Source organism: Halomonas dongshanensis, from assembly GCF_024790395.1.
GTDB classification, from domain to species: Bacteria; Pseudomonadota; Gammaproteobacteria; order Pseudomonadales; family Halomonadaceae; genus Vreelandella; species Vreelandella dongshanensis.
This window is the reverse complement of record NZ_JAJISC010000005.1, coordinates 369,852-388,701: the sequence shown is the minus strand read 5'-3', so window position 1 is coordinate 388,701 and position 18,850 is coordinate 369,852. Positions and strand designations below refer to the sequence as shown.

The 18,850-nt window shown below is 61.0% G+C and carries 17 protein-coding genes; 9 read left to right on the top strand and 8 right to left on the bottom strand.

The features are described from left to right. Nucleotides 1-218 precede the first annotated feature (218 nt). The 6 genes from LLY24_RS12960 to LLY24_RS12935 form a co-directional block, all read right to left on the bottom strand. Entirely contained in the window at nt 219-1,211 is a 993-nt protein-coding gene (locus LLY24_RS12960) for an adenosine deaminase (protein ID WP_259036719.1), read from the bottom strand. 67 nt (nt 1,212-1,278) lie between these two features. After that, entirely contained in the window at nt 1,279-2,997 is a 1,719-nt protein-coding gene (cydC, locus tag LLY24_RS12955; RefSeq protein WP_259036718.1) for a thiol reductant ABC exporter subunit CydC, read from the bottom strand. Continuing rightward, nucleotides 2,994-4,652 (bottom strand): thiol reductant ABC exporter subunit CydD, encoded by a 1,659-nt coding sequence (gene cydD, locus LLY24_RS12950; RefSeq protein ID WP_259036717.1) that lies wholly within the window; start codon nt 4,650-4,652, stop codon nt 2,994-2,996. Before cydD ends, cydC begins: the two co-directional genes overlap by 4 nt. A 70-nt stretch (nt 4,653-4,722) precedes the next feature. After that, entirely contained in the window at nt 4,723-5,724 is a 1,002-nt protein-coding gene (gene cydB, locus LLY24_RS12945; RefSeq protein WP_259036716.1) for a cytochrome d ubiquinol oxidase subunit II, read from the bottom strand. 2 nt (nt 5,725-5,726) lie between these two features. Further along, nucleotides 5,727-7,142, bottom strand: a complete 1,416-nt coding sequence (locus LLY24_RS12940; RefSeq protein ID WP_259036715.1) for a cytochrome ubiquinol oxidase subunit I — start codon at nt 7,140-7,142, stop codon at nt 5,727-5,729. Between the two features lie 192 nt (nt 7,143-7,334). Continuing rightward, nucleotides 7,335-8,306 (bottom strand): calcium/sodium antiporter, encoded by a 972-nt coding sequence (locus LLY24_RS12935; RefSeq protein WP_259036714.1) that lies wholly within the window; start codon nt 8,304-8,306, stop codon nt 7,335-7,337. A 178-nt stretch (nt 8,307-8,484) separates the two neighbouring features. On the opposite strand from LLY24_RS12935, the gene LLY24_RS12930 reads away from it, so the two are divergent. From LLY24_RS12930 to LLY24_RS12895, 8 genes are all read left to right on the top strand, one after another. Further along, entirely contained in the window at nt 8,485-9,837 is a 1,353-nt protein-coding gene (locus tag LLY24_RS12930) for a paraquat-inducible protein A (protein ID WP_259036729.1), read from the top strand. Then, nucleotides 9,830-11,515 (top strand): intermembrane transport protein PqiB, encoded by a 1,686-nt coding sequence (gene pqiB / locus LLY24_RS12925; RefSeq protein WP_259036713.1) that lies wholly within the window; start codon nt 9,830-9,832, stop codon nt 11,513-11,515. Before LLY24_RS12930 ends, pqiB begins: the two co-directional genes overlap by 8 nt. A 15-nt stretch (nt 11,516-11,530) precedes the next feature. After that, entirely contained in the window at nt 11,531-12,133 is a 603-nt protein-coding gene (locus tag LLY24_RS12920) for a PqiC family protein (RefSeq protein WP_259036712.1), read from the top strand. Between the two features lie 147 nt (nt 12,134-12,280). After that, nucleotides 12,281-13,525 (top strand): DEAD/DEAH box helicase, encoded by a 1,245-nt coding sequence (locus tag LLY24_RS12915; protein ID WP_259036711.1) that lies wholly within the window; start codon nt 12,281-12,283, stop codon nt 13,523-13,525. A gap of 82 nt (nt 13,526-13,607) precedes the next feature. After that, the gene (locus LLY24_RS12910; protein ID WP_259036710.1) at nt 13,608-14,108 is read left to right on the top strand and encodes a hypothetical protein; all 501 of its coding nucleotides are present in this window, start codon (nt 13,608-13,610) and stop codon (nt 14,106-14,108) included. 69 nt (nt 14,109-14,177) lie between these two features. Then, nucleotides 14,178-15,380, top strand: a complete 1,203-nt coding sequence (locus LLY24_RS12905) for a CynX/NimT family MFS transporter (RefSeq protein ID WP_259036709.1) — start codon at nt 14,178-14,180, stop codon at nt 15,378-15,380. 12 nt (nt 15,381-15,392) lie between these two features. After that, the gene (locus LLY24_RS12900; RefSeq protein ID WP_259036708.1) at nt 15,393-16,469 is read left to right on the top strand and encodes an asparaginase; all 1,077 of its coding nucleotides are present in this window, start codon (nt 15,393-15,395) and stop codon (nt 16,467-16,469) included. A gap of 78 nt (nt 16,470-16,547) precedes the next feature. Then, nucleotides 16,548-16,793, top strand: a complete 246-nt coding sequence (locus LLY24_RS12895; RefSeq protein WP_259036707.1) for a DUF2789 domain-containing protein — start codon at nt 16,548-16,550, stop codon at nt 16,791-16,793. 1 nt (nt 16,794) lies between these two features. Here the strand turns inward: LLY24_RS12895 and LLY24_RS12890 are convergent, their stop codons facing one another. Together LLY24_RS12890 and LLY24_RS12885 are read right to left on the bottom strand one after the other, a co-directional pair. Beyond that, nucleotides 16,795-17,466, bottom strand: a complete 672-nt coding sequence (locus LLY24_RS12890; protein WP_259036706.1) for a TVP38/TMEM64 family protein — start codon at nt 17,464-17,466, stop codon at nt 16,795-16,797. Then, nucleotides 17,459-17,875, bottom strand: coding sequence for an SRPBCC family protein (locus tag LLY24_RS12885; protein ID WP_259036705.1), 417 nt, complete (start codon nt 17,873-17,875; stop codon nt 17,459-17,461). The genes LLY24_RS12890 and LLY24_RS12885 overlap by 8 nt, the downstream gene beginning before the upstream one ends. A gap of 244 nt (nt 17,876-18,119) precedes the next feature. Between LLY24_RS12885 and queC the strand changes: the two genes are divergently transcribed. Continuing rightward, nucleotides 18,120-18,842: a 7-cyano-7-deazaguanine synthase QueC gene (gene queC, locus LLY24_RS12880; protein ID WP_259036704.1), complete on the top strand. Its 723-nt coding sequence runs from the start codon at nt 18,120-18,122 to the stop codon at nt 18,840-18,842. Nucleotides 18,843-18,850 lie beyond the last annotated feature (8 nt).

Below are 18,850 nucleotides of genomic sequence, written 5' to 3'. Positions count from 1 at the left end.
GAACTTTGAAAGAGACATCTCAAAAGATGCTACTCTTTCGGTCGCTTGCCTTGATAATGGGTGATGGATCACCCTCATCGGCAAGCGCCCACATGAATTACCTGATCAATTTTTAAAGAGCTACCGAAGGGCGTCGCCGTTCGATGTGGGGCGTATTCTACGCATTAAATCGGCGCCGTCAACCGTTTTTATTCATCGACTTAGTTTTCTGTACCGACTTAAACCTTATCGATACGTTGGAGCAAGATCGCACGACGCGCGTCATCCATGAAAGCTTCAGCCAGTGCATTGCGGTTGAGCTGTTCGAATACTTTCTCGTCCCAGCCGAACGCCTCTGCGCAGGCCAAGTGGTTGGTCAAAAGACCGCCTCCGAAATAGGCAGGGTCATCTGAGCTAATGGTGATATTGAGCCCTTCGTCGAGCAGGCGCGGTAGCGGATGCTGGCGCAGATCATCCACGACCTTGAGCGCCACGTTGGAGAGCGGGCAGACGGTAAGCACCGTTTGCTGCTCGCGCAAGCGCGCTATCAACGCCTCATCTTCGAGGCAGCGAACGCCGTGATCGATACGGCACACATCAAGATCATCGAGCGCTTGACTGATATAGGCAGCAGGCCCCTCCTCGCCTGCATGCGCTACGCGCGCCAAACCAATCTCCTTGGCGCGGGCAAAGAGCGCAACGAATTTGGTCGGTGGATGATCACGTTCAGCGCTATCCAGGCCGATGGCATCGAGCCGCTGCCAATAAGGCTTGGCCAGCTCTAACACCTCAAGCGCTTCCTCGGCGGGGCGATCACGCAGAAACGCCATGATCATACCCACACTAAGATCGAGACTGCGCTCGGCCTCCTCTTTTGCCGCCAAAAGCCCGCGCATAACGATATCGAGCGCCACGCCGCGCTGCAAATGCGCCTGAGGGTCGAAGTGCATGTCGATATGCACGACGCCTTCGGCGCTGGCACGGCGAAAATAGTCCATCGCCAAATCGAAAAAGTCGCGCTCGTGTAGCAGTACACTCATGCCTTGATAATAGAGATCGAGAAAGCCTTGCAGGTCATCGAAGTCGTAGGCTGCTTTGGCCTCCTTCACAGAGGCGTAGGGCAGCGCCACGCCGTTACGCTCGGCCAGAGCGAACATCAGCTCTGGCTCCAGAGAGCCTTCGATATGCAGGTGTAGCTCCACTTTTGGAAGCGCGCGCAAGAAAGGCTCCATATCGTTACTCCTTACAGATGGTCGATAAATGCCAGAGGATTGTGAAAGAGAGGTTATAAAAGATGAATTACGCAAGCCCTTCGTAAGCATAGAGCGCCCCAGCATCGAGATGCCAGCGGTGCTCCAGACGCTGAGCGAGGAGATTATCGGTATCGTGGTGCATGAAGACCACGACGGTGCGACCTTCGAGCCATTCGACCACACCAGCAGCCACGCGTGCCGCTGTCTCGGCGTCGATACCGGCAAAGGGTTCGTCGAGCAGCACAAGCGAAGGATCCATTAGCAGCAGCCGCGCCAAGGCAACGCGACGCGCCTGACCGCCAGAGAGCTGTTGCCCACGCTCGCCGACGGGGGTATCGAGCCCCTGGGGAAGTGCTGCCACCCATTCGTCGAGCGCCACTTGCTTAAGCGCCTGCCACAGCCTGGCATCGGAAGCATCGGCATTACCCAGGCGCAAATTGTCCCCCAGGGAGGCATCGAACAGATCGACCTGTTGGGTCAGCCAAGCGATACGCTGCGCGCGCGCCTCTTCGGCCAATCGCGAAGGCGCGCAGCCTCCTACTTCGACACGCCCTTCGGTCGGCACCAAACGCCCCACGAGAAGCGCGGCCAACGTACTCTTACCGGCACCCGATCGCCCCGTCACCAGCATGCCTTCACCGGGCGCAAGCCGCAGCGATACCGGGGCGAGTGCAGAAAGGGACGCATTAGGATAGGCGTACCCGGCCCCATCCAGCACTACCTCGAGCGCACCGCTGGGTAGCGTATCCATAGAGGGCTTCGGCGCTTCAGAGCTAAGCGCATTGAGCCGCTCGGCGGCGGCCACGCTGCTACCCAGGCGCCCAAAGGCGCCGGGAAGCAGCGCAAACACCTCGTTGGCGCCTAAAAAAACCAATAGCAGCATAACGAGCAGTGGCCCGGAAAGCTCCCCGCCCTCCACGGCCGTTCCCCCAAACGCCACCAAGAGCAGCACAAGCCCGCCGCCAAGCACGCTAACTACGGCATTACCGCTGGCAATACGTCGACCCAGACCCAACTGGTTATCCAAGGCCCGTCGCTCTTGCGCCTCGACTTCGGCACGGTGCCAGTCGGCGCTGGCGTAGGCCAGAAGCTCCGTCGACGCCTGAAGCTGATCGACCACCTGACGGCGTAGTGTCTCTTGATCGGCTACCTGGCGATGACTACCGGCGAACCCCCAGCGCGCCATGGCAAAAGTACAGAATAGCCATAGCAGCGCCAGCACAAGCGCCACCGGCAGTGCCGCCTGGGGGAGCACAAAGGCCACGAGCGTCATCAGCGCCACCGCTACGACAAAGCTGCCCAGAGGCGGTATCAGTAGGCGCAGGTAGAGCGTATCAAGCGCATCGATGTCCGCAGTGAGGCGCCCTAGCCAGTCGCTCGCACGGTGGCGATGAAGCGCCGCCTGATCGAGTTGCACCAAATGACCAAAAACGCGATAGCGCAGATCCGCCAACAGGCGCAGCACGGTATCGTGGTTATACAAACGCTCGCCGTAGCGCGCCACGGTGCGCAGCAGGGCAAAAAAGCGAATGCCACCCCCTGGTACGTAAACATCGAGCCTCACGGGCGCCCCCGCCGCCAGCGCCAGCCCCGCAAGCGCACAAGCGGTGATGAACCAGCCCGAAAGCCCCAAGAGTGCCAACCCCGCAAGCCAGGTCAGCAGAAGCAGCAGCGTCCCGAGGTAAAAGCGCTGACGGCGTTTGAGTAGCAAGGCAACCCAAGGTAAAAGCGCAGCTAGCTGCGCCTTGAAAGACGCAGGCTTCATGAGCTCACCTCCTCAACGTGGCCGCTTTCGATCTTTAGCGTGCGATTCGCCATGGCCACGATTGCCGGATGATGGGTTGCCATCACCAGCGTTCGCCCTTCGCCCACCCACTCGATCAGCGCCGCCATGACGGCCTGCTCGGTATCGCGGTCGAGACTCGCCGTGGGTTCGTCGAGCAGGACTAGCTGCGCACCGCTCAAGTAGACCCGCGCCAGCGCCAGGCGCTGAGCCTGACCGCCAGAGAGCCCTACGCCGCGCTCGCCGATGAGGGTCTCCAAGCCATCGGGCAAACGCTCGAGTAGCGGCAAAAGCCCGGCCTTTTCCAAGGCGTGCTGCATCGCCTCCGACTGGGCTTCGGGGTCAGCTAGGCGCAAATTTTCCGCCAGTGTGCCATGCAAAAGGCAGGGCTGCTGGTCCAGCCAGGCCATCGGCAGAGTGTGCTTACGTAGCGCCCCACGGCTGGGCGCAAGAAACCCCGCAAGTAGCGCCAATAGCGTGGACTTCCCGCTTCCCGATGCACCGGTCAACGCCACGACATCGCCCGGGTTGAGCGTCAAATCGAGAGGCCCCAACACCACGCCGCGCCCCAGATACTCAACCTCGACGGCCTCTAACGTGGCAACTGCGTTTGATTCAATGGGCGACTCGTGCGTAGTGGCTTCCTGCGTTGGTTCGTTGAGCAGCTCGACCAGACTTTCGGCCGCGCCCAACGCCGTGGCGCGGTCGTGGTAGTGCTGAGACAGGGTGCGCAATGGCTGAAAGAACTCTGGCGCCAGCAGGAGTACGCCCAGACCAGTAAACAGCGTCAATGCCGATGCCGGTCCATAGTCGATATAGCCAAGCAGGCCAAAGCCTACGTACATGGCGACGACCGCAATGGCGACAGAGGCAAAGAACTCAAGCACGGCAGAGGAGAGAAACGCCAAGCGCAGCGTGCGCATGCTAAGGCGCCGATAGTTATCGGTGGCCCACCAAACATCCCGCCGGGCACTTTGCGTGCGACCAAACAGTTGGAGAGTGCCCACGCCGCGCACGCGGTCGATGAAGTGGGCCGATAGCCGCGCCACGGCGGCGAACTGCTCCCGGTTCATTCGCTCGGCCCCCATTCCCACTAAGGCCATGAACAGCGGAATCAATGGGGCAGAGAGAAGTAAGAAAATGCCCGCTAGAAAATCGAAGTAGGTCACTACCGCAAGAATCAATAATGGCAGCAGTACGACGATACGCATCTGCGGCAAAAAGCGGGCGAAGTAACCATCCAGTGCCTCGACGTTCTCGGCGACCTGGGTGGCAATGGCGCCGCTTTGCCGATACGCCATCCACGCGGGGCCCAATGCCCAAAGCTTGTCCAGCACCTGGCGGCGGGCACGCTGGCGAATCCTCAAGCTTGCCTTCAACGCCACCACTTCTTGCCCCCACTGGCACGCGCCACGTCCCAGAATACAGGTCGCCAGCAGCGCAAGAATAAACCCGGTTTGAGTGAGCGTTTGGTGATGAACCACTGTTCGATCGATCCACCATGCCAGACTCACCACGATGACCACCGTCTGCGCTCCTGCCAAAACACCAAGAAGAGCGGCGAGATGCAATCTGCGCCGCTCCTCCTCTGCCAGTGTCTTGAGCCAGGAGCGCGCGGTCAAGGACCGCTGCTCCATCGCTATTCCCCTAACTTACGTCGTTGCCTCTAGACTCACGCAGGTATATCTAACGATATGCGTGGCGCCCTCAGTGGTAGCCCTCACCTACACGCACCTTGCCGCGAAAGACCCAGTAGGTCCAGGCGGTATAGCCAAGCACCACAGGAATGACGAACAGCACGCCAATGAGTAGGAAGAGCTGGGACTCGGGCGCTGAAGCCGCGTCCCACAGCGTATAGCTGGGCGGCACGATCATCGGCCATTTGCTCACGATCAAGCCAAGGTAGGTAAACACGTAGATGCCGATGGTCGCCACGAACGGATAGCCGTCGCGGCGCTGACGCACACCGCGATAAACCAGCAGCGCGCACAGCAGCGCCAGCGCCGGGAAGATCCAGATCAGGTGGATGTGACCGAACCACCGCTCCCAAACCAGCGGATCGACAAAGGGCGTCCAGATGCTGATGACGGCGAAGACGAACAGCACCACGGCAAGCAGCATCGGTGTGATGCGGTAGGCCCAATCACGCACGTGACCTTCGGATTTCAAGATCAGCCAAGTGGAACCGAGTAGCGCGTACCCTGCCATTAGCCCGAGCCCGGTGAGCACGGTGAAGGGCGTCAACCAATCGAAAGCGCCACCGGTGTAGACGAAGTCCTCGACTTGAAAACCTTGAATATAGGCACCCACCACGGCGCCCTGAGCGAAGGTAGCCACCGCCGACCCCCAACAGAAGGCGCGGTTCCACCAGCGACGGTTACGCTGAGACTTGAAGCGAAACTCGAAGGCCACGCCGCGAAAGATCAATCCCGCCAACATCAAAAACACCCCGATATAGAGCGCGGGGAGAAACACCGAGTAGACCAGGGGGAACGCCGCCAGCAGCCCAGCGCCACCCAGCACCAACCAGGTCTCGTTACCGTCCCATACCGGGGCGACGGAGTTCATCATTACATCGCGCGCCTGCTCATCTGGGGCAAAGGGGTAAAGAATCCCCAAGCCTAGATCGAAGCCGTCCATCAGCACATACATGATGATGCCAAAGCCAATGATACCGGCCCAGATAATCGATAGATCGAACATTTCCATGATTAGCTCCTAACCGATTCGGCATCGTCATCGAAGGGGGTATGGGCAGCGGAGAGCGGCCGTTTGGGACGATGCACCTCACCATCGACTTCTTCACGTTCGCTTTCAGGCAGCATGCCGTTTCTCACCACGCGGGTGAGGTAGTAAAGCCCGGCGTAGAACACGACGGCATATACCGCGACGTAGCCGATCAGAGTGAAGAGTGCCATAGCGCCCGTCAGCGACGGCGTAACACCTTCGGCATGGGTCATGATGCCGTAAACGAGCCACGGCGCCCGGCCCGACTCGGTCACGATCCAACCCGCCAGCACGGCCAAGAAAGGTAGGCTGATCATGCCCACAAGGCTTTTCAAGAACAGACGGTTTTCATACAAGCGCCCTTTACGACGCAGTAACAAACCCGCAAACGCGGCGGCAATCATCAACAAACCGATGCCCACCATGACGCGAAAGCTCCAGAACACCAGTGCGACCGGCGGCTGCTGCTCCGGCGAAACTTCGTTCAGGCCCTGGATTTCGCCATCCAGCGTATGGGTCAGAATCAGGCTTGCCATATTGGGTATACCGATTTCGAAGCGATTCTCCTGGGCCTCTTGATCGGGCCAGGCAAACAGCAGTAGCGGCACGTTACCCGAGGTTTCCCAGTGTCCTTCCATCGCCGCTACTTTGGTTGGCTGATGTTCGAGGGTATTGAGGCCGTGGGCATCACCGACCATGGCCTGTACCGGCGCCAGCACCAAAAGCAGCCACATACACATGGAAAGTGCCCGGCGATTGGCCGCGAGATCGCGACCGCGCAGCAAGAACCAAGCACTCACCCCAGCTACGACGAAGCCGCCGGTCAAGAACGAGGCGATCGCCATGTGGGCAAAACGGTACGGGAACGACGGATTGAAGATCGCTTCGCTCCAAGACAGCACGTGGAAACGGTTGTCGATCAGCTCGACCCCTTGCGGCGTGTGCATCCAGCTATTGGCGGAGAGGATCCAGAACGCCGAGATGAACGTTCCCGTCGCGACCATGATAGCTGCCAGCAGATGCAACCCTTGGGGCACCTTACCGCGGCCAAAGAGCAGCACACCCAGGAAGGCGGCTTCAAGGAAGAAAGCCGTGACGACCTCGTAGCTCAACAGCGGTCCGAGGAAGTTAGAGGCGGCGAAAGAGAAGTTGCTCCAGTTGGTACCGAACTGAAACGACATTACGATACCCGAGACCACGCCCATGCCAAAAACGACGGCAAAGACCTTGGTCCAAAACAGCGCCAGACGATCCCACGCAGGATTCTGGGTCTTGAAGAAGAGCCCTTGAAGCAGTGCGATGTACGAAGCCAGACCGATGGTGAAGACGGGGAAGATGGTATGAAAACAGACAACGAACGCGAACTGTAGTCGCGATAACAACAGCGGATCGAGTTCCATTAGGCTCTCCTGAGACTAGAAACGGTATGCCATCGACGAGCCTGGCTTAAGCTTAGTCAAGGGCGTTGCTGCGCATTATAGGTATCGTGCTAAGCTCGCCCGTCGATCAACATGCTAAGTTTACCGGTTCTTGCCTTACCTGAGGGCTCTCCAGGCGTCTAATCCCCTGTGGCGGATCGCCGCATCTTATGGTTAAGCAAGCACCAGACTCGCCATATAGCCAGTGTAGCCGACCATTAGCGCAAAGAGCGCGCCCCCTTCAAAGCGATTGATCCGCCGTGGGCGCCCACGCCAGGAGAAAGCAAATAGCATCATCAGCACCGTCATCCCGGTCATCAGGCTCCAGTCGCGCACAAGCACCTCACGCCCAGCCTCGATCGGCATGATCACGCCAGCAAGGCCCACCACGGCGAGACTATTAAAGAGGTTCGAGCCGACCACGTTACCTACGACCATATCGTGCTCCTTACGCCGCAGCGCGCTAATAGAGGACGCGAATTCGGGCAGCGACGTACCAATGGCAACGACAGTAAGCCCAATGATCAAATCGCTGACACCAAAGGCCTGAGCGATCTCGACCGCGCCCCAAACGAGCAAGCGCGAGCTGACGACCAACAGCACGAGCCCCGTAAGGGTCCAAAAGATGGCCTTGCCCCGCCCCATCGACTTCTGATTGAGGGTTTCGTCAACCTCATCTGCCAAGCTGTCGCCCTCCTGCTTGCGCGATTGCAGCACGCTCACGGTGACAAAAATCAGCAGCGCCATCAGCATCAAGCCCGCCTCGAACCGGCTGATGACGCCATCCGAGAGCACCACGCCCGTCGCCAGCATTACCGCCAGCAGTATCGGCATCTCCTTGCGCACGACGCTTGAGTGAACGGCCAAAGGCGCCAGCAGCGCGATAAAGCCCAGCACCAAGCCGATGTTGGCGATGTTGGAGCCATAAGCATTGCCTACCGCAAGACCGGGGTTGCCCTGCCAGGCAGCCAACACAGAGACCATCATCTCAGGCGCAGAGGTACCGAAGCCGATGACCAGCATCCCGATCAGCAGCGGCGAAAGCCCGAGCCATTTCGAGGTCGAGGCGGCGCCATCGATAAATTTCTCGGCACTCCAGATGAGCAAGACCAAACCACCGATGACCGCGATCAGGGGAAGTAACATTTTGTTTCCTTCAGTGCCATAATGGGAGGATGCGCGGCGCATCGTTGTATAGCGCAACGCTAGCGTCAAGTGAAGTTTGTGGGGCACGCATTGACACGGCATTGCCCGAAGACGTATCCCTAAGCCTAGACCCTCTTGCCGTACGAGGTTGCTTTTGCCTCACTACCGTTTTACTCGCCTGCGTACTGCTCACCCGCGCACTTTCAATGTCAATACGCCCCTGGTCGACCAGCTTCCGCCCGAAGCCCGGACCCAGCGTCGGCGTTTGCGCGCCTGCCATGAGTGCGACTGGGTCTGCGCACTGCCGCCGCTCAACTCAGGGGAGAAAGCCAACTGCCCGCGCTGCGGCCATACTCTGGTCAAGCGCAATCGCCTGCCCGCTCAGCGTAGCATGGCGCTCGCCATGGCCGCCCTCGTGGCCCTGGCGTTGGCCGTCTCGTTCCCCTTTGTTAGCTTCAACGTCTCAGGAGTGAGCAACCGAATAGAGCTGACCCAAACGGCGACGACGCTCATTGGTTTTCATCAGCCCATCGTCGCCATGGTCGTGATCATGACCATCGTGGTCTTGCCCGCGCTCTATCTGGTCGGTGTCATCTGGCTTCAATTGGGGCTACTCAGAGAGCGGCCGCTACTTTTTAGCCGCGATATCGCCCGCAGCCTTTCGCATCTCACGCCCTGGATGATGGCCGATGTGTTCATCATTGGCGCCCTGGTCAGCCTGATCAAGATCGCCGGGCTTGCGCAGATCGAGCTCGGTCTTTCCTTTTGGGCGTTTTGTAGCTACGCCGTACTTCTATTGATGACCACTCAGTCGATCGATGCCGACTGGATGTGGTTCGCCCTCGAAGGCGAGCCGCTTGCCCCTGAGGGCACGCGAACGGGTACCACCGCGATCAGTCAAGGCTTGGTGGGGTGCCCCACCTGCGGTTTGATCAATGCGCTGGCGCCCAATGCAAAGGGCCACTGCGTGCGCTGCCACGAAAAGCTCCACCACCGCCTACCGCATAGTCTGCAGCGCACCTGGGCACTGCTGGCAGCGGCTGCCATCATGTATATCCCGGCCAACGTCTACCCGATCATGACCACGACGAGTCTGGGATCTAGCTCCGCCTCGACCATCATCGGCGGGGTCGTCGAGCTGATCCAGATGGGCTCCTGGCCGGTGGCAACGGTGATCTTCATTGCCAGCGTCATCGTGCCCGTGGGCAAGCTCATTGCCCTGGCTTGGCTTTGCCTGGTGGTACGCCAACGCCATCGGCTCAACGCTATTAGTCGCACGCGGCTATATCGCATCACCGAGTTCATCGGCCGCTGGTCGATGGTGGATATCTTCGTGGTCGCCATCCTCGTCGCGCTGATTCGCGCAGGGTCGCTGATGTCGATCACTCCGGGGCCTGCGGCTCTAGCCTTCGGCGCCGTGGTGGTCCTCACCATGCTCGCCGCCATGACCTTCGACCCACGCCTGATCTGGGATGCACCGTCTCCCGATCAGCGTTCGCAAAACGCACCACAGGGAGCCATCGATGGCTAACGAAACGCCCAACAGCAGCCCCCAGGACAGCGAACCCAGCCGCGCCAAGGTAGCGGCCCAAACGCGCCTGTCGCCGATCTGGATCGTGCCTATCGTCGCCATCATCATCGGCCTTTGGCTGGTCTACGACAACTACAGCCGTCGCGGCACGCTGGTAACGCTGACCATGAACAACGCCGAGGGCATCGAAGCGGGCAGCACCCTGATTCGCAGCCGCAACGTCGAGATCGGCATGGTGCAGGGCGTACGTCTTTCGGACGACTTAAGCCACGCCGTGATCACCGCACGCATCCAGCCCCAGGCCGAAGGGATGTTGCGTAGCGACAGCCGCTTCTGGGTGGTCAAGCCGCGCATCGGCCGTGAGGGCATTAGCGGCCTGGGCACCGTACTCTCGGGCGCCTACATTCAGCTCGAACCCGGCAGCGCTGAGGAGCAGCGTCGCGAGTTCCCGGTCAGCGATGTGCCGCCGGTAGCGACGGCCGGCATGGCAGGTCTCAACGTAAGCTTGGTCAGCCAGTTGGGCAACTCGCTGCGGGTGGGCGACCCCGTCTCCTATCAGGGCTATACGGTAGGTCGCGTGGAGGAAGCGACCTTCGATGCCGAAACCCGCACCATGCAGCATCAAATCTTCATCGAAGAGCCGTATAAACAGCTCGTCACCAGCAGCACGCGCTTTTGGTCGACCAGCGGCTTCGATCTGCGTTTGGATGCCAACGGCGTCCGCGTCAACGTCGAGTCATTAGAAGCGCTGCTCGGCGGCGGTGTCACCTTTGGCGTGCCGGAAGAGCTGCCGATGGGCAAACCCGTCGAGCCCGGTGCCCGCTTTACCCTCTACGCAGATGAAGACAGCGCGCGTGAGGGTACCTTCAATCGCTACCTTGAGTACGTCTTGCTGGTCGACGATACCGTGCGCGGCCTTTCCCGCGGTGCTCCAGTGGAATTTCGCGGCGTTCGCATGGGCACGGTCGCGGCGGTGCCGTGGAATTTCACCGCTCCCCAGCCCGATTCGCGAGCGCGCTTTGCCATTCCCGTGCTGATTCGCATCGAGCCGCAGCGCCTCGGCATCGAGAGCGCCGATGTCGACGTCGAGGAGTGGGAGGAGCGCTTCGAGCGTATGTTCAACCTCGGCCTGCGCGCCTCACTAAAAAGCGGCAACTTGCTCACGGGAGCCATGTTCGTCGACCTCAACTTCCAGCGCGACGGCGCCGAGCCCTATGCCCACGAAGAATTCGTTGGACGTACGGTCTTCCCCACCATGGCCGGCGGCTTCGCCCAGATTCAGGCGCAGGTCACCGATCTTCTGACCAAGCTCAACGAGCTCGAGATCGAACCTCTGCTCAGCGGGCTCGACCGCAACCTCCAGGCCTCGGAAGCGGTGCTCAACGAAGTGCGCGAGATCAGCGTTTCGCTCAATACGCTGCTAAGCGATCCCGAGACTCAAGCGGTAGGGGGCAACCTCAATGCAACGCTCGATGAGCTACGCACGACGCTGCAGGGGCTTTCCCCCTCTTCGCCAGCCTATCAAGAGCTGACCTCGGCCATCGAGCGCCTTGATCGGTTGATGCGCGACGTGCAGCCGCTCACGCGTACGCTCAACGAGAACCCGCGTGCCCTGCTGTTCGATAACCTCGACACCCAGGACCCCGTTCCACGCGCGCCGCGTAACATCGGTAATTGATCAAGGAGAATTCACATGCTCAAAGGCTTACGTCATGGCGTTGCACTGTTGCTACTGGGCGGGCTGCTCAGCGGCTGCGCGAGCACCGTCACCCCCCCGGCGCGCTACATGCTGCCCGATAGCCAGTTGGCGGATAACCCCCTAGCCCCGAACGCTGCATCGGCACGCACTACCCTAGGGGTACGTGCGCCGCGTCTGGCCAACTATCTCGACGTCGAGGGTATCGTCATGCAGCTTGATGACATCGCCCTGTTCGAGGCGCGCGAGCACCAGTGGGCCGAGAGCTTGGGGCGGCAGCTCGAACGCGGCCTTCGCGCACGCCTTTCCCGCGCGCTGCCCGACTACCGCGTCGTACGGGACGAAGGCAACACCAGCGAAGCGCAGGTGCTGCGCGTCGAGATCGATCAGTTCCAGGGCCGCTACGATGGCCGCGCCGTGGCTAGCGGCCAGTGGCAGCTTCTGGACGCCCAGGGGCGCCTGCTCGACATGCAAGGCTTTCACGCCGAAACCGAACTCGAAGACGACGGCTATCCTGCGCTGGTGCGCGCGCTCGGTAAAAGCGTCGATAGCGTGGCCGACGAGATCGCCGCCCGCCTTCGCCGCCAACGGACGCCGTAACAGCGCAAGCAAAGGCCTGTCGCGCCGACAGCATCGCGGGCGCGCCAATTATCTGGCACACTGCGCAGCCCGCGAGTAATACCATCCTCGCTTTATGAACTCACCGTTACCCAGGCCAGCCGCCTGGGCAACGGCGATGGAGACTGCATGAGCTTTTCCGATTTAGGTTTACTTCCCGAACTGCTGCGCGCCATCGCTACGCAAGGTTATACCCAGCCGACCCCTATTCAGCAAAAGGCCATTCCCCTGGTATTGGCAGGGCGCGATTTACTCGCCAGCGCCCAGACGGGAACCGGCAAGACCGCGAGTTTCACTCTTCCCGTGCTGCATCGACTGGCTGGCCAAAAACGCCCAGGCAAGCGTCAAGTAAGTGCGCTAGTGTTGACGCCCACACGCGAGCTCGCCGCTCAGGTCGGCGATAACATCGCCGCTTACGCTCAGTTTCTGCCGCTGCGCTCCCACGTCATCTTCGGTGGCGTTGGCCAGCAGCCGCAAATCGACGCCATTAAGCCCGGCCTCGATATTCTGGTCGCCACGCCCGGGCGTCTGCTCGATTTGCAGCAGCAGGGTCATCTCGATCTCTCCCGCGTCGAAACGCTGGTGCTCGACGAAGCCGACCGCATGCTCGATATGGGCTTCATCCATGACATCAAGCGCGTGCTCAAGCTGCTGCCTGCCAAGCGTCAGAACCTGCTCTTTTCGGCGACCTTCAGCGATGACATTCAGGTGCTTGCCAAGCAGCTACTCGACGATCCGGCGATGGTCGAAGTCGCACCGCGCAACACCACCGCCGAACGCGTCGATCAAGCCGTCTACCGCGTTGATCGGGATAAGAAGCGTGAGCTTCTGGCCCACTTGATCCAGACCCACGGCTGGTTCCAGGTGCTGGTCTTCACCCGCACCAAACACGGCGCCAACCGTCTGGCCGAACAGCTCAACAAGCAGGACATTTCAGCCATGGCGATCCACGGCAACAAAAGCCAGGGAGCACGCACCCGGGCCTTGAGCGCGTTCAAAAGCGCTGAGCTGCAAGTGCTGGTCGCCACCGACATCGCCGCGCGCGGGCTCGATATCAATGAGCTGCCCTACGTGGTCAACTTCGATCTGCCCAACGTCGCCGAAGACTACGTTCACCGCATCGGGCGTACCGGCCGCGCGGGTAGCGCAGGCGAAGCCGTTTCGCTCGTCTGCGTCGACGAACACCAGCTGCTGCGCAACATCGAGCGACTGATCAAGAGCTCGCTGCCAAGCCACGTCGAGCCGGGTTTCGAACCCGATCCGACGGCCAAACCGCAGCCTATCGAAAACGGTCGCCGCAGCGATCGCCGTCCGCCGCGTCGCAACGGCAACCGTGAGGGTGGCCAGGGCGAGCGTCGCCGCTCGCGTCGCTAGCCCATGCAGCGGGAATGTGCGAAGGTAAAGCCCGCATATTCCCGCTGAACCCCCTCTTTATTCGACTTGCCAGGGAGAACACATGGCGTCCACCGAACTGATTGCAGAGTACCGCCGCTGGCTGGCCTTTCAACGTCAGGAGCAGTTGACCCGCGAGCACCAGGGGGTAAGCCAACGTCTCGACGACGCCCGCGCCACGGCTAATCAGGTCATCCAGGCCTACCGCAGCATGGCCGAAAAGGCCGCCACCGAAGGCGCTTTCTATCGCACCCTGTTCTTGCGCGAATACGTCGAGACGGCGCTGCCCTGCGAGGGCTGGCTGTTCGTGCGTCGGCTGATCAACGAAGAGAACGGCACCAAGGTGAAGGCCACGCTGCTCGAAACCTTCAATCTGGCAGATGGCATTCTCGAACCCGGCGATAAACCGGCGCGTAAGCTAACGCTCGAGATCTTCGATCGCGTTCAGCTGGACAAGGGCATGCGTACTCAGGTGCGCGTCGATACGATCGAAACGGGTGGCGACTTCCACTTCATCACCCTGCTGGATGCCGCTCGCGGCGACCTACGCCGTCATCTCGACTGACCCATCCTCGCGCCCGCCGTCGCGGGTGCGAACCCTACTCGCGTTTTCCTACAGTCAAGAGACATCGTCATGGTCACACGCCGCGCACTGGCCTTCGTTTTTCTGATGGTGGTCGTGGGGCTCAACCTGCGTCCGGCGCTCTCTTCGGTAGCGCCCCTTCTCACTCGCCTGCAGGAGAGCGCTGGTCTCTCCTCCACGCAGGCGGGCCTTCTAACCACCCTCCCCGTGCTCTTTCTAGGGCTGGCAGCGCCGCTGGCACCGCGCTTGGCCGAGCGCTTGGGTAGCGAACGGGCGCTGAGCCTGGCGCTGATCATTCTCGCCTCTGGCCTCGTGCTGCGTGTCTTGCCGCTACCCGGAGTGCTCTTTGCGGGCACGCTGCTTGCCGGAGCCGCCATTGGCATCGGCGGCACCTTACTGCCGGGGCTGGTCAAGCGCGAGCTGCCCGAAAGTGCCGACCTGCTCACCGGGCTCTACACCATGGCGCTATGCTTTGGCGGCGCGCTTGGCGCCGGGCTAAGCGTTCCTCTGGCCGACTGGCTGGGTAGCTGGCAGCTGAGTTTGGTGAGTTGGACGCTGCTGGCGCTGATCGCCCTGGTGCTGTGGCACCTGGGCATGCCCCAGCGTTCGGCGCAGCGCACAGGCGCCAATACGCCGTCACTACCGCTATCGCGGCTGCTTCGTCACGCGCTGAGCTGGCAGGTGATGCTGTTCATGGGAATTCAATCATCGATGGCGTATATCGTCTTTGGCTGGCTACCTACGCTGCTGATCGCGCGGGGCTATGACGAAACCGTTGCGGGCTGGACCATGGCGGTCTCGATCTTGACCCAACTCGCCTCGGCCCTCGCCGCCCCTTGGATGGCGCGTTTTAGCTGCGACCAGCGTCTGATGCTCATTGCCGTGCAGCTATGTACCGCATCGGGACTCGCTCTACTGCTGATTGCGCCCCTTGGTTGGCGCTGGCCCGGCGCGGTGCTCTTAGGGCTCGGGCAAGGGGGAAGTTTCAGCCTGGCACTGACGCTCTTGGTATTGCGAACCGATAGCGCACGCTTGGCAGGCCAGCTTTCGGGTTTCGCACAGGGCGGTGGCTACACCCTCGCAGCCCTTGGCCCCTTCGTCGTCGGGTTGATGCTCCAGGCCAACGCCACCATCGAGCACATTGCATGGCTGCTACTGGCCCTGATGGGAGTCTGCTGCCTGTTCGCGCTGCTGGCCGGGCGCAATCGTCGCTTGGTCGAGCGCGGCGATACGCTTTACGTTGAACGCTATTGATCGGATTTTCCCATGACGCTCTCCTCCTATCTTGCAGATAACCCAGCGCTTACCAGCGAAGACAAGGTGCTGATCCTCTATACCGGTGGCACCATCGGCATGACGCACGCGGCCCAAGGTCTCACGCCAGGAGGCGACTTCGCCGCGCGCCTAGCCCGAGCCTTCGCGACCCTGCCGCCCTCGCGTCAGATGCGCTTGCCGCCCTTCGAGGTCGTAAGCTATGCCCAGTTGATCGACTCCAGCGCTGCCACGCCTCTCATGTGGCAACGCCTTGGTGAAGATGTTGCTGCCCGCCTGCGCGCCTACTGTGGCGTCGTTATCGTACACGGCACCGATACGCTGAGTTTCACGGCATCGAGTCTGGCCTATCAGCTGCAAGGGGTGGATCGCCCAGTCATCGTCACCGGCGCCATGCAGCCTTTGGAAGCCCCTTGCAGCGACGGCCTGGCCAATCTCGAAGGCGCGCTGCATTTTGCCGCCAAGGCCGAGTTACAGGAAGTCGCGCTCTACTTTGCCAATCGTCTACTGCGCGGCGTGCGAAGCCTCAAACACCACTGCAACGATCCCGAGGCCTTCGCTAGTCCCTCCTACCCGCCACTAGGCGAGCGCGTGGGCGATGATTTCGTACTCTACCCCCAGCGCGGCCTTATCTGTCAGCAGCGCGGCGCGCCACGCTTCGAACTCGTCGACTACGCTCCTCTCGCCGCTGGCGGCGTGGTGCGCGTGGCACTCTGGCCGGGGATTAGCGCTTGGCAGCTTCAAGCGTGGCTCGAGGATGACCGGGTCAAAGGGGCACTGCTGGAAGTGTGGGGGGCGGGCAATGTGCCCGATGACCCGGCGCTGCTCGCCGTACTCGCCAAAGCCAACGGCGAAGGCAAGCTGCTTGCCGCCGTTAGCCAGTGTCGTCAAGGAAGCGTTCACTTGGGCGCCTACGCCGCAGGCCAAGGGCTCAACGACGCAGGCGCGCTGTCCGGAGGCGACATGACGGTAGAGGCCGCCTACACCAAGCTTGTGCATCTGCTCGCTCAGCCGCTGGCGCCTGCCGATCGCCGCGAGCAGTTTCTCACCGCTCTGGTGGGCGAGCGCTGAATAGTGCGGGTAGCGCTGACAGAATCGTTCAGGAACGCTATGGTGTAAGGGCATATTCATTAACTATTAGGAGTCGACATGGAACAGCCGATTCACCACTTCAGCGATCTTTTTGCCCAGTTGGGTCTCCCCTCGGACGGGGAGTCGATCGAGGCGTTCATCCGCCAGCATTCACCCATTCCAGAGGGAACGCGACTGGCCGATGCCGAATGCTGGAACGAAAGCCAAGCCGATTTTTTGCGTCAGGCCATCGAGCGCGATGCCGATTGGGCCGAAATCGTCGGCCATTTGGACGCTACCATGCGCAACGATCCACGCACCTAGTTCACCCCCGCTCTCGCGCCGCTTCCCAGCGGCGCTTGCACCATCCGCCGCCAAGCAGCAGTAGCGTTAGCGCTGCCAGCGGCCAAAGCACCTCCCACTGAAGCGGATCCTCCTCCTCGATGGCTTCTAAGGCGTTATGGATGGCGCTGCTATAGATCGCCCACTTCACGGCGAGCCCCAGCACCGTGGCTGCGATAAAGGGCCGCAGGGGAATACGCCGCAAACCTGCGGCGAAGTTGATCACCGAATGGGGGAAGCCCGGCATGATGCGCAGGGCGCACTGGCTAAAAAGGTCGCTGCGCTGCTCCAATGACGTCATTACGCGAAGCGTTAGGCCGCCCGGCTGCCAACGTGCGCCCGCCTTGGCAGCGACCTGATAGGCGCCATAGGCGCCAAGCGTACTCCCCACGGTAAGCATCAGCGTGGCGACGACTGGCGGATAGAATGGCGCGATCAACCAAAGCCCGAGCGTACCCGGTAGGCCCAGCATCATGGTCACCACCATGAAGAGGATTACTCCGATAACCACCCCAGGGTGGTGCGAGGCCTCCGACACCCAGCGCTTCACCTCGATAAGGTCGGGAGAGTGCCAGATCCATATGTAAGCGAGCATCATTGCCAAGGCGAAGAGCAGACTCCAACGCCAGGGGTGGCGAGGCCGCCACTTAATCATTCAGCCGCGCCTCGACGCGCTCGAGAATCTGGCGGCTAACGCGCCCGACAAGCGGCTTGGCCGCTTTATTGACGGCTTTTTCCATCAGCCGATTACGAATCTCGTAGCTCAGCGTCAGTGACACTTCGGTGCCACCCTCCACTGCACGCAGCTGATAACGGCCCTGATTCTTCACCCCATCGACCGACTCCCAGGCAAGCACGTGGGGCGGATCGATCTCGGTGACCGCTACCTCGAACGCCCACTCCATGCCGACCGCACGCACGTGCCAGCGGTAGTGCTCGTCGCCCAAGGGTTCGATGGCGGTGATCAAATCCGAATAGGTTTCGAAGTCCTCGATGCGTCGAAGAAGCTCGAACACCCGCTCGGGGGCAGCGTGGACGATTTCACTGTGCTCTATGGTTGCCATGGTTCCATCCTGCTTGCGTAAAGGCCTTGCTTGAAACACGCTTTTAAAGACCTGTCTTAAGGCCCGTCTCAAAGGCTTAGCCTAGCATTTTCCGTTCTGCGTTCCTTAGTTACTTCCTTTGAGTACGTACTCGAACGCTAGTCATCGGCGTCTGGATTGCGTACACTGCGCGGCGTTCCGGACCGGATCCCGGGCGCTCTGAGCCCCCCTCAGGGTATAAATTCTCCGATCACGAGCAAGACAAATGGTTTCGACACAGGCTTCACCTTCTCCTTTGGCAACATCCCCCTCTTCGCACGCCAAGGCCACCGTGGTTATCTACTCCGGCGGCATGGACTCCTTTACCGTGCTTCACCGCGCGCTGCGTGAAGGGCTCGACGTTACCGCTCTTTCATTCGACTATGGCCAACGCCACGCGCGCGAGCTGGATACCGCTCGTACGGTCTGTGCGTCGCTGGGTATCGCGCATCAGGTCGTCGACATTCGCGCCATTCATGGCCTTATCGACAGCTCAGCGCTCACCGATGCCAGCCAAGCCATGCCCCACGGCGACTACGGTGAAGAAAACCTTACCGCTACCGTGGTGCCCAATCGCAACATGATTCTGCTTTCACTTGCGATTGCCAAGGCCATCAATATTGGCGCCGACCGAGTCGACTACGGCGCCCACGGCGGCGATCACGTGCTCTACCCTGATTGCCGCCCCGAATTCGTCAAGGCGATGAATCACGCCGCGGGCCTTTCCCACTTCACTCCCATCGCGGTACACGCGCCGTTTCTTCACGCGAGTAAAGCCGAGATACTCTGCGAAGGCTTGGCCATGGGCCTCGACTACGGCCAAACCTGGACCTGCTACGAAGGTCAGGCGCTCGCCTGCGGGCGCTGTGGCAGCTGTCGTGAGCGGCTCGAGGCGTTTGCCATCAACGGGGTCAGCGACCCTCTGCCCTACGCTCTGCCTACGTCCTAGGAAAATTC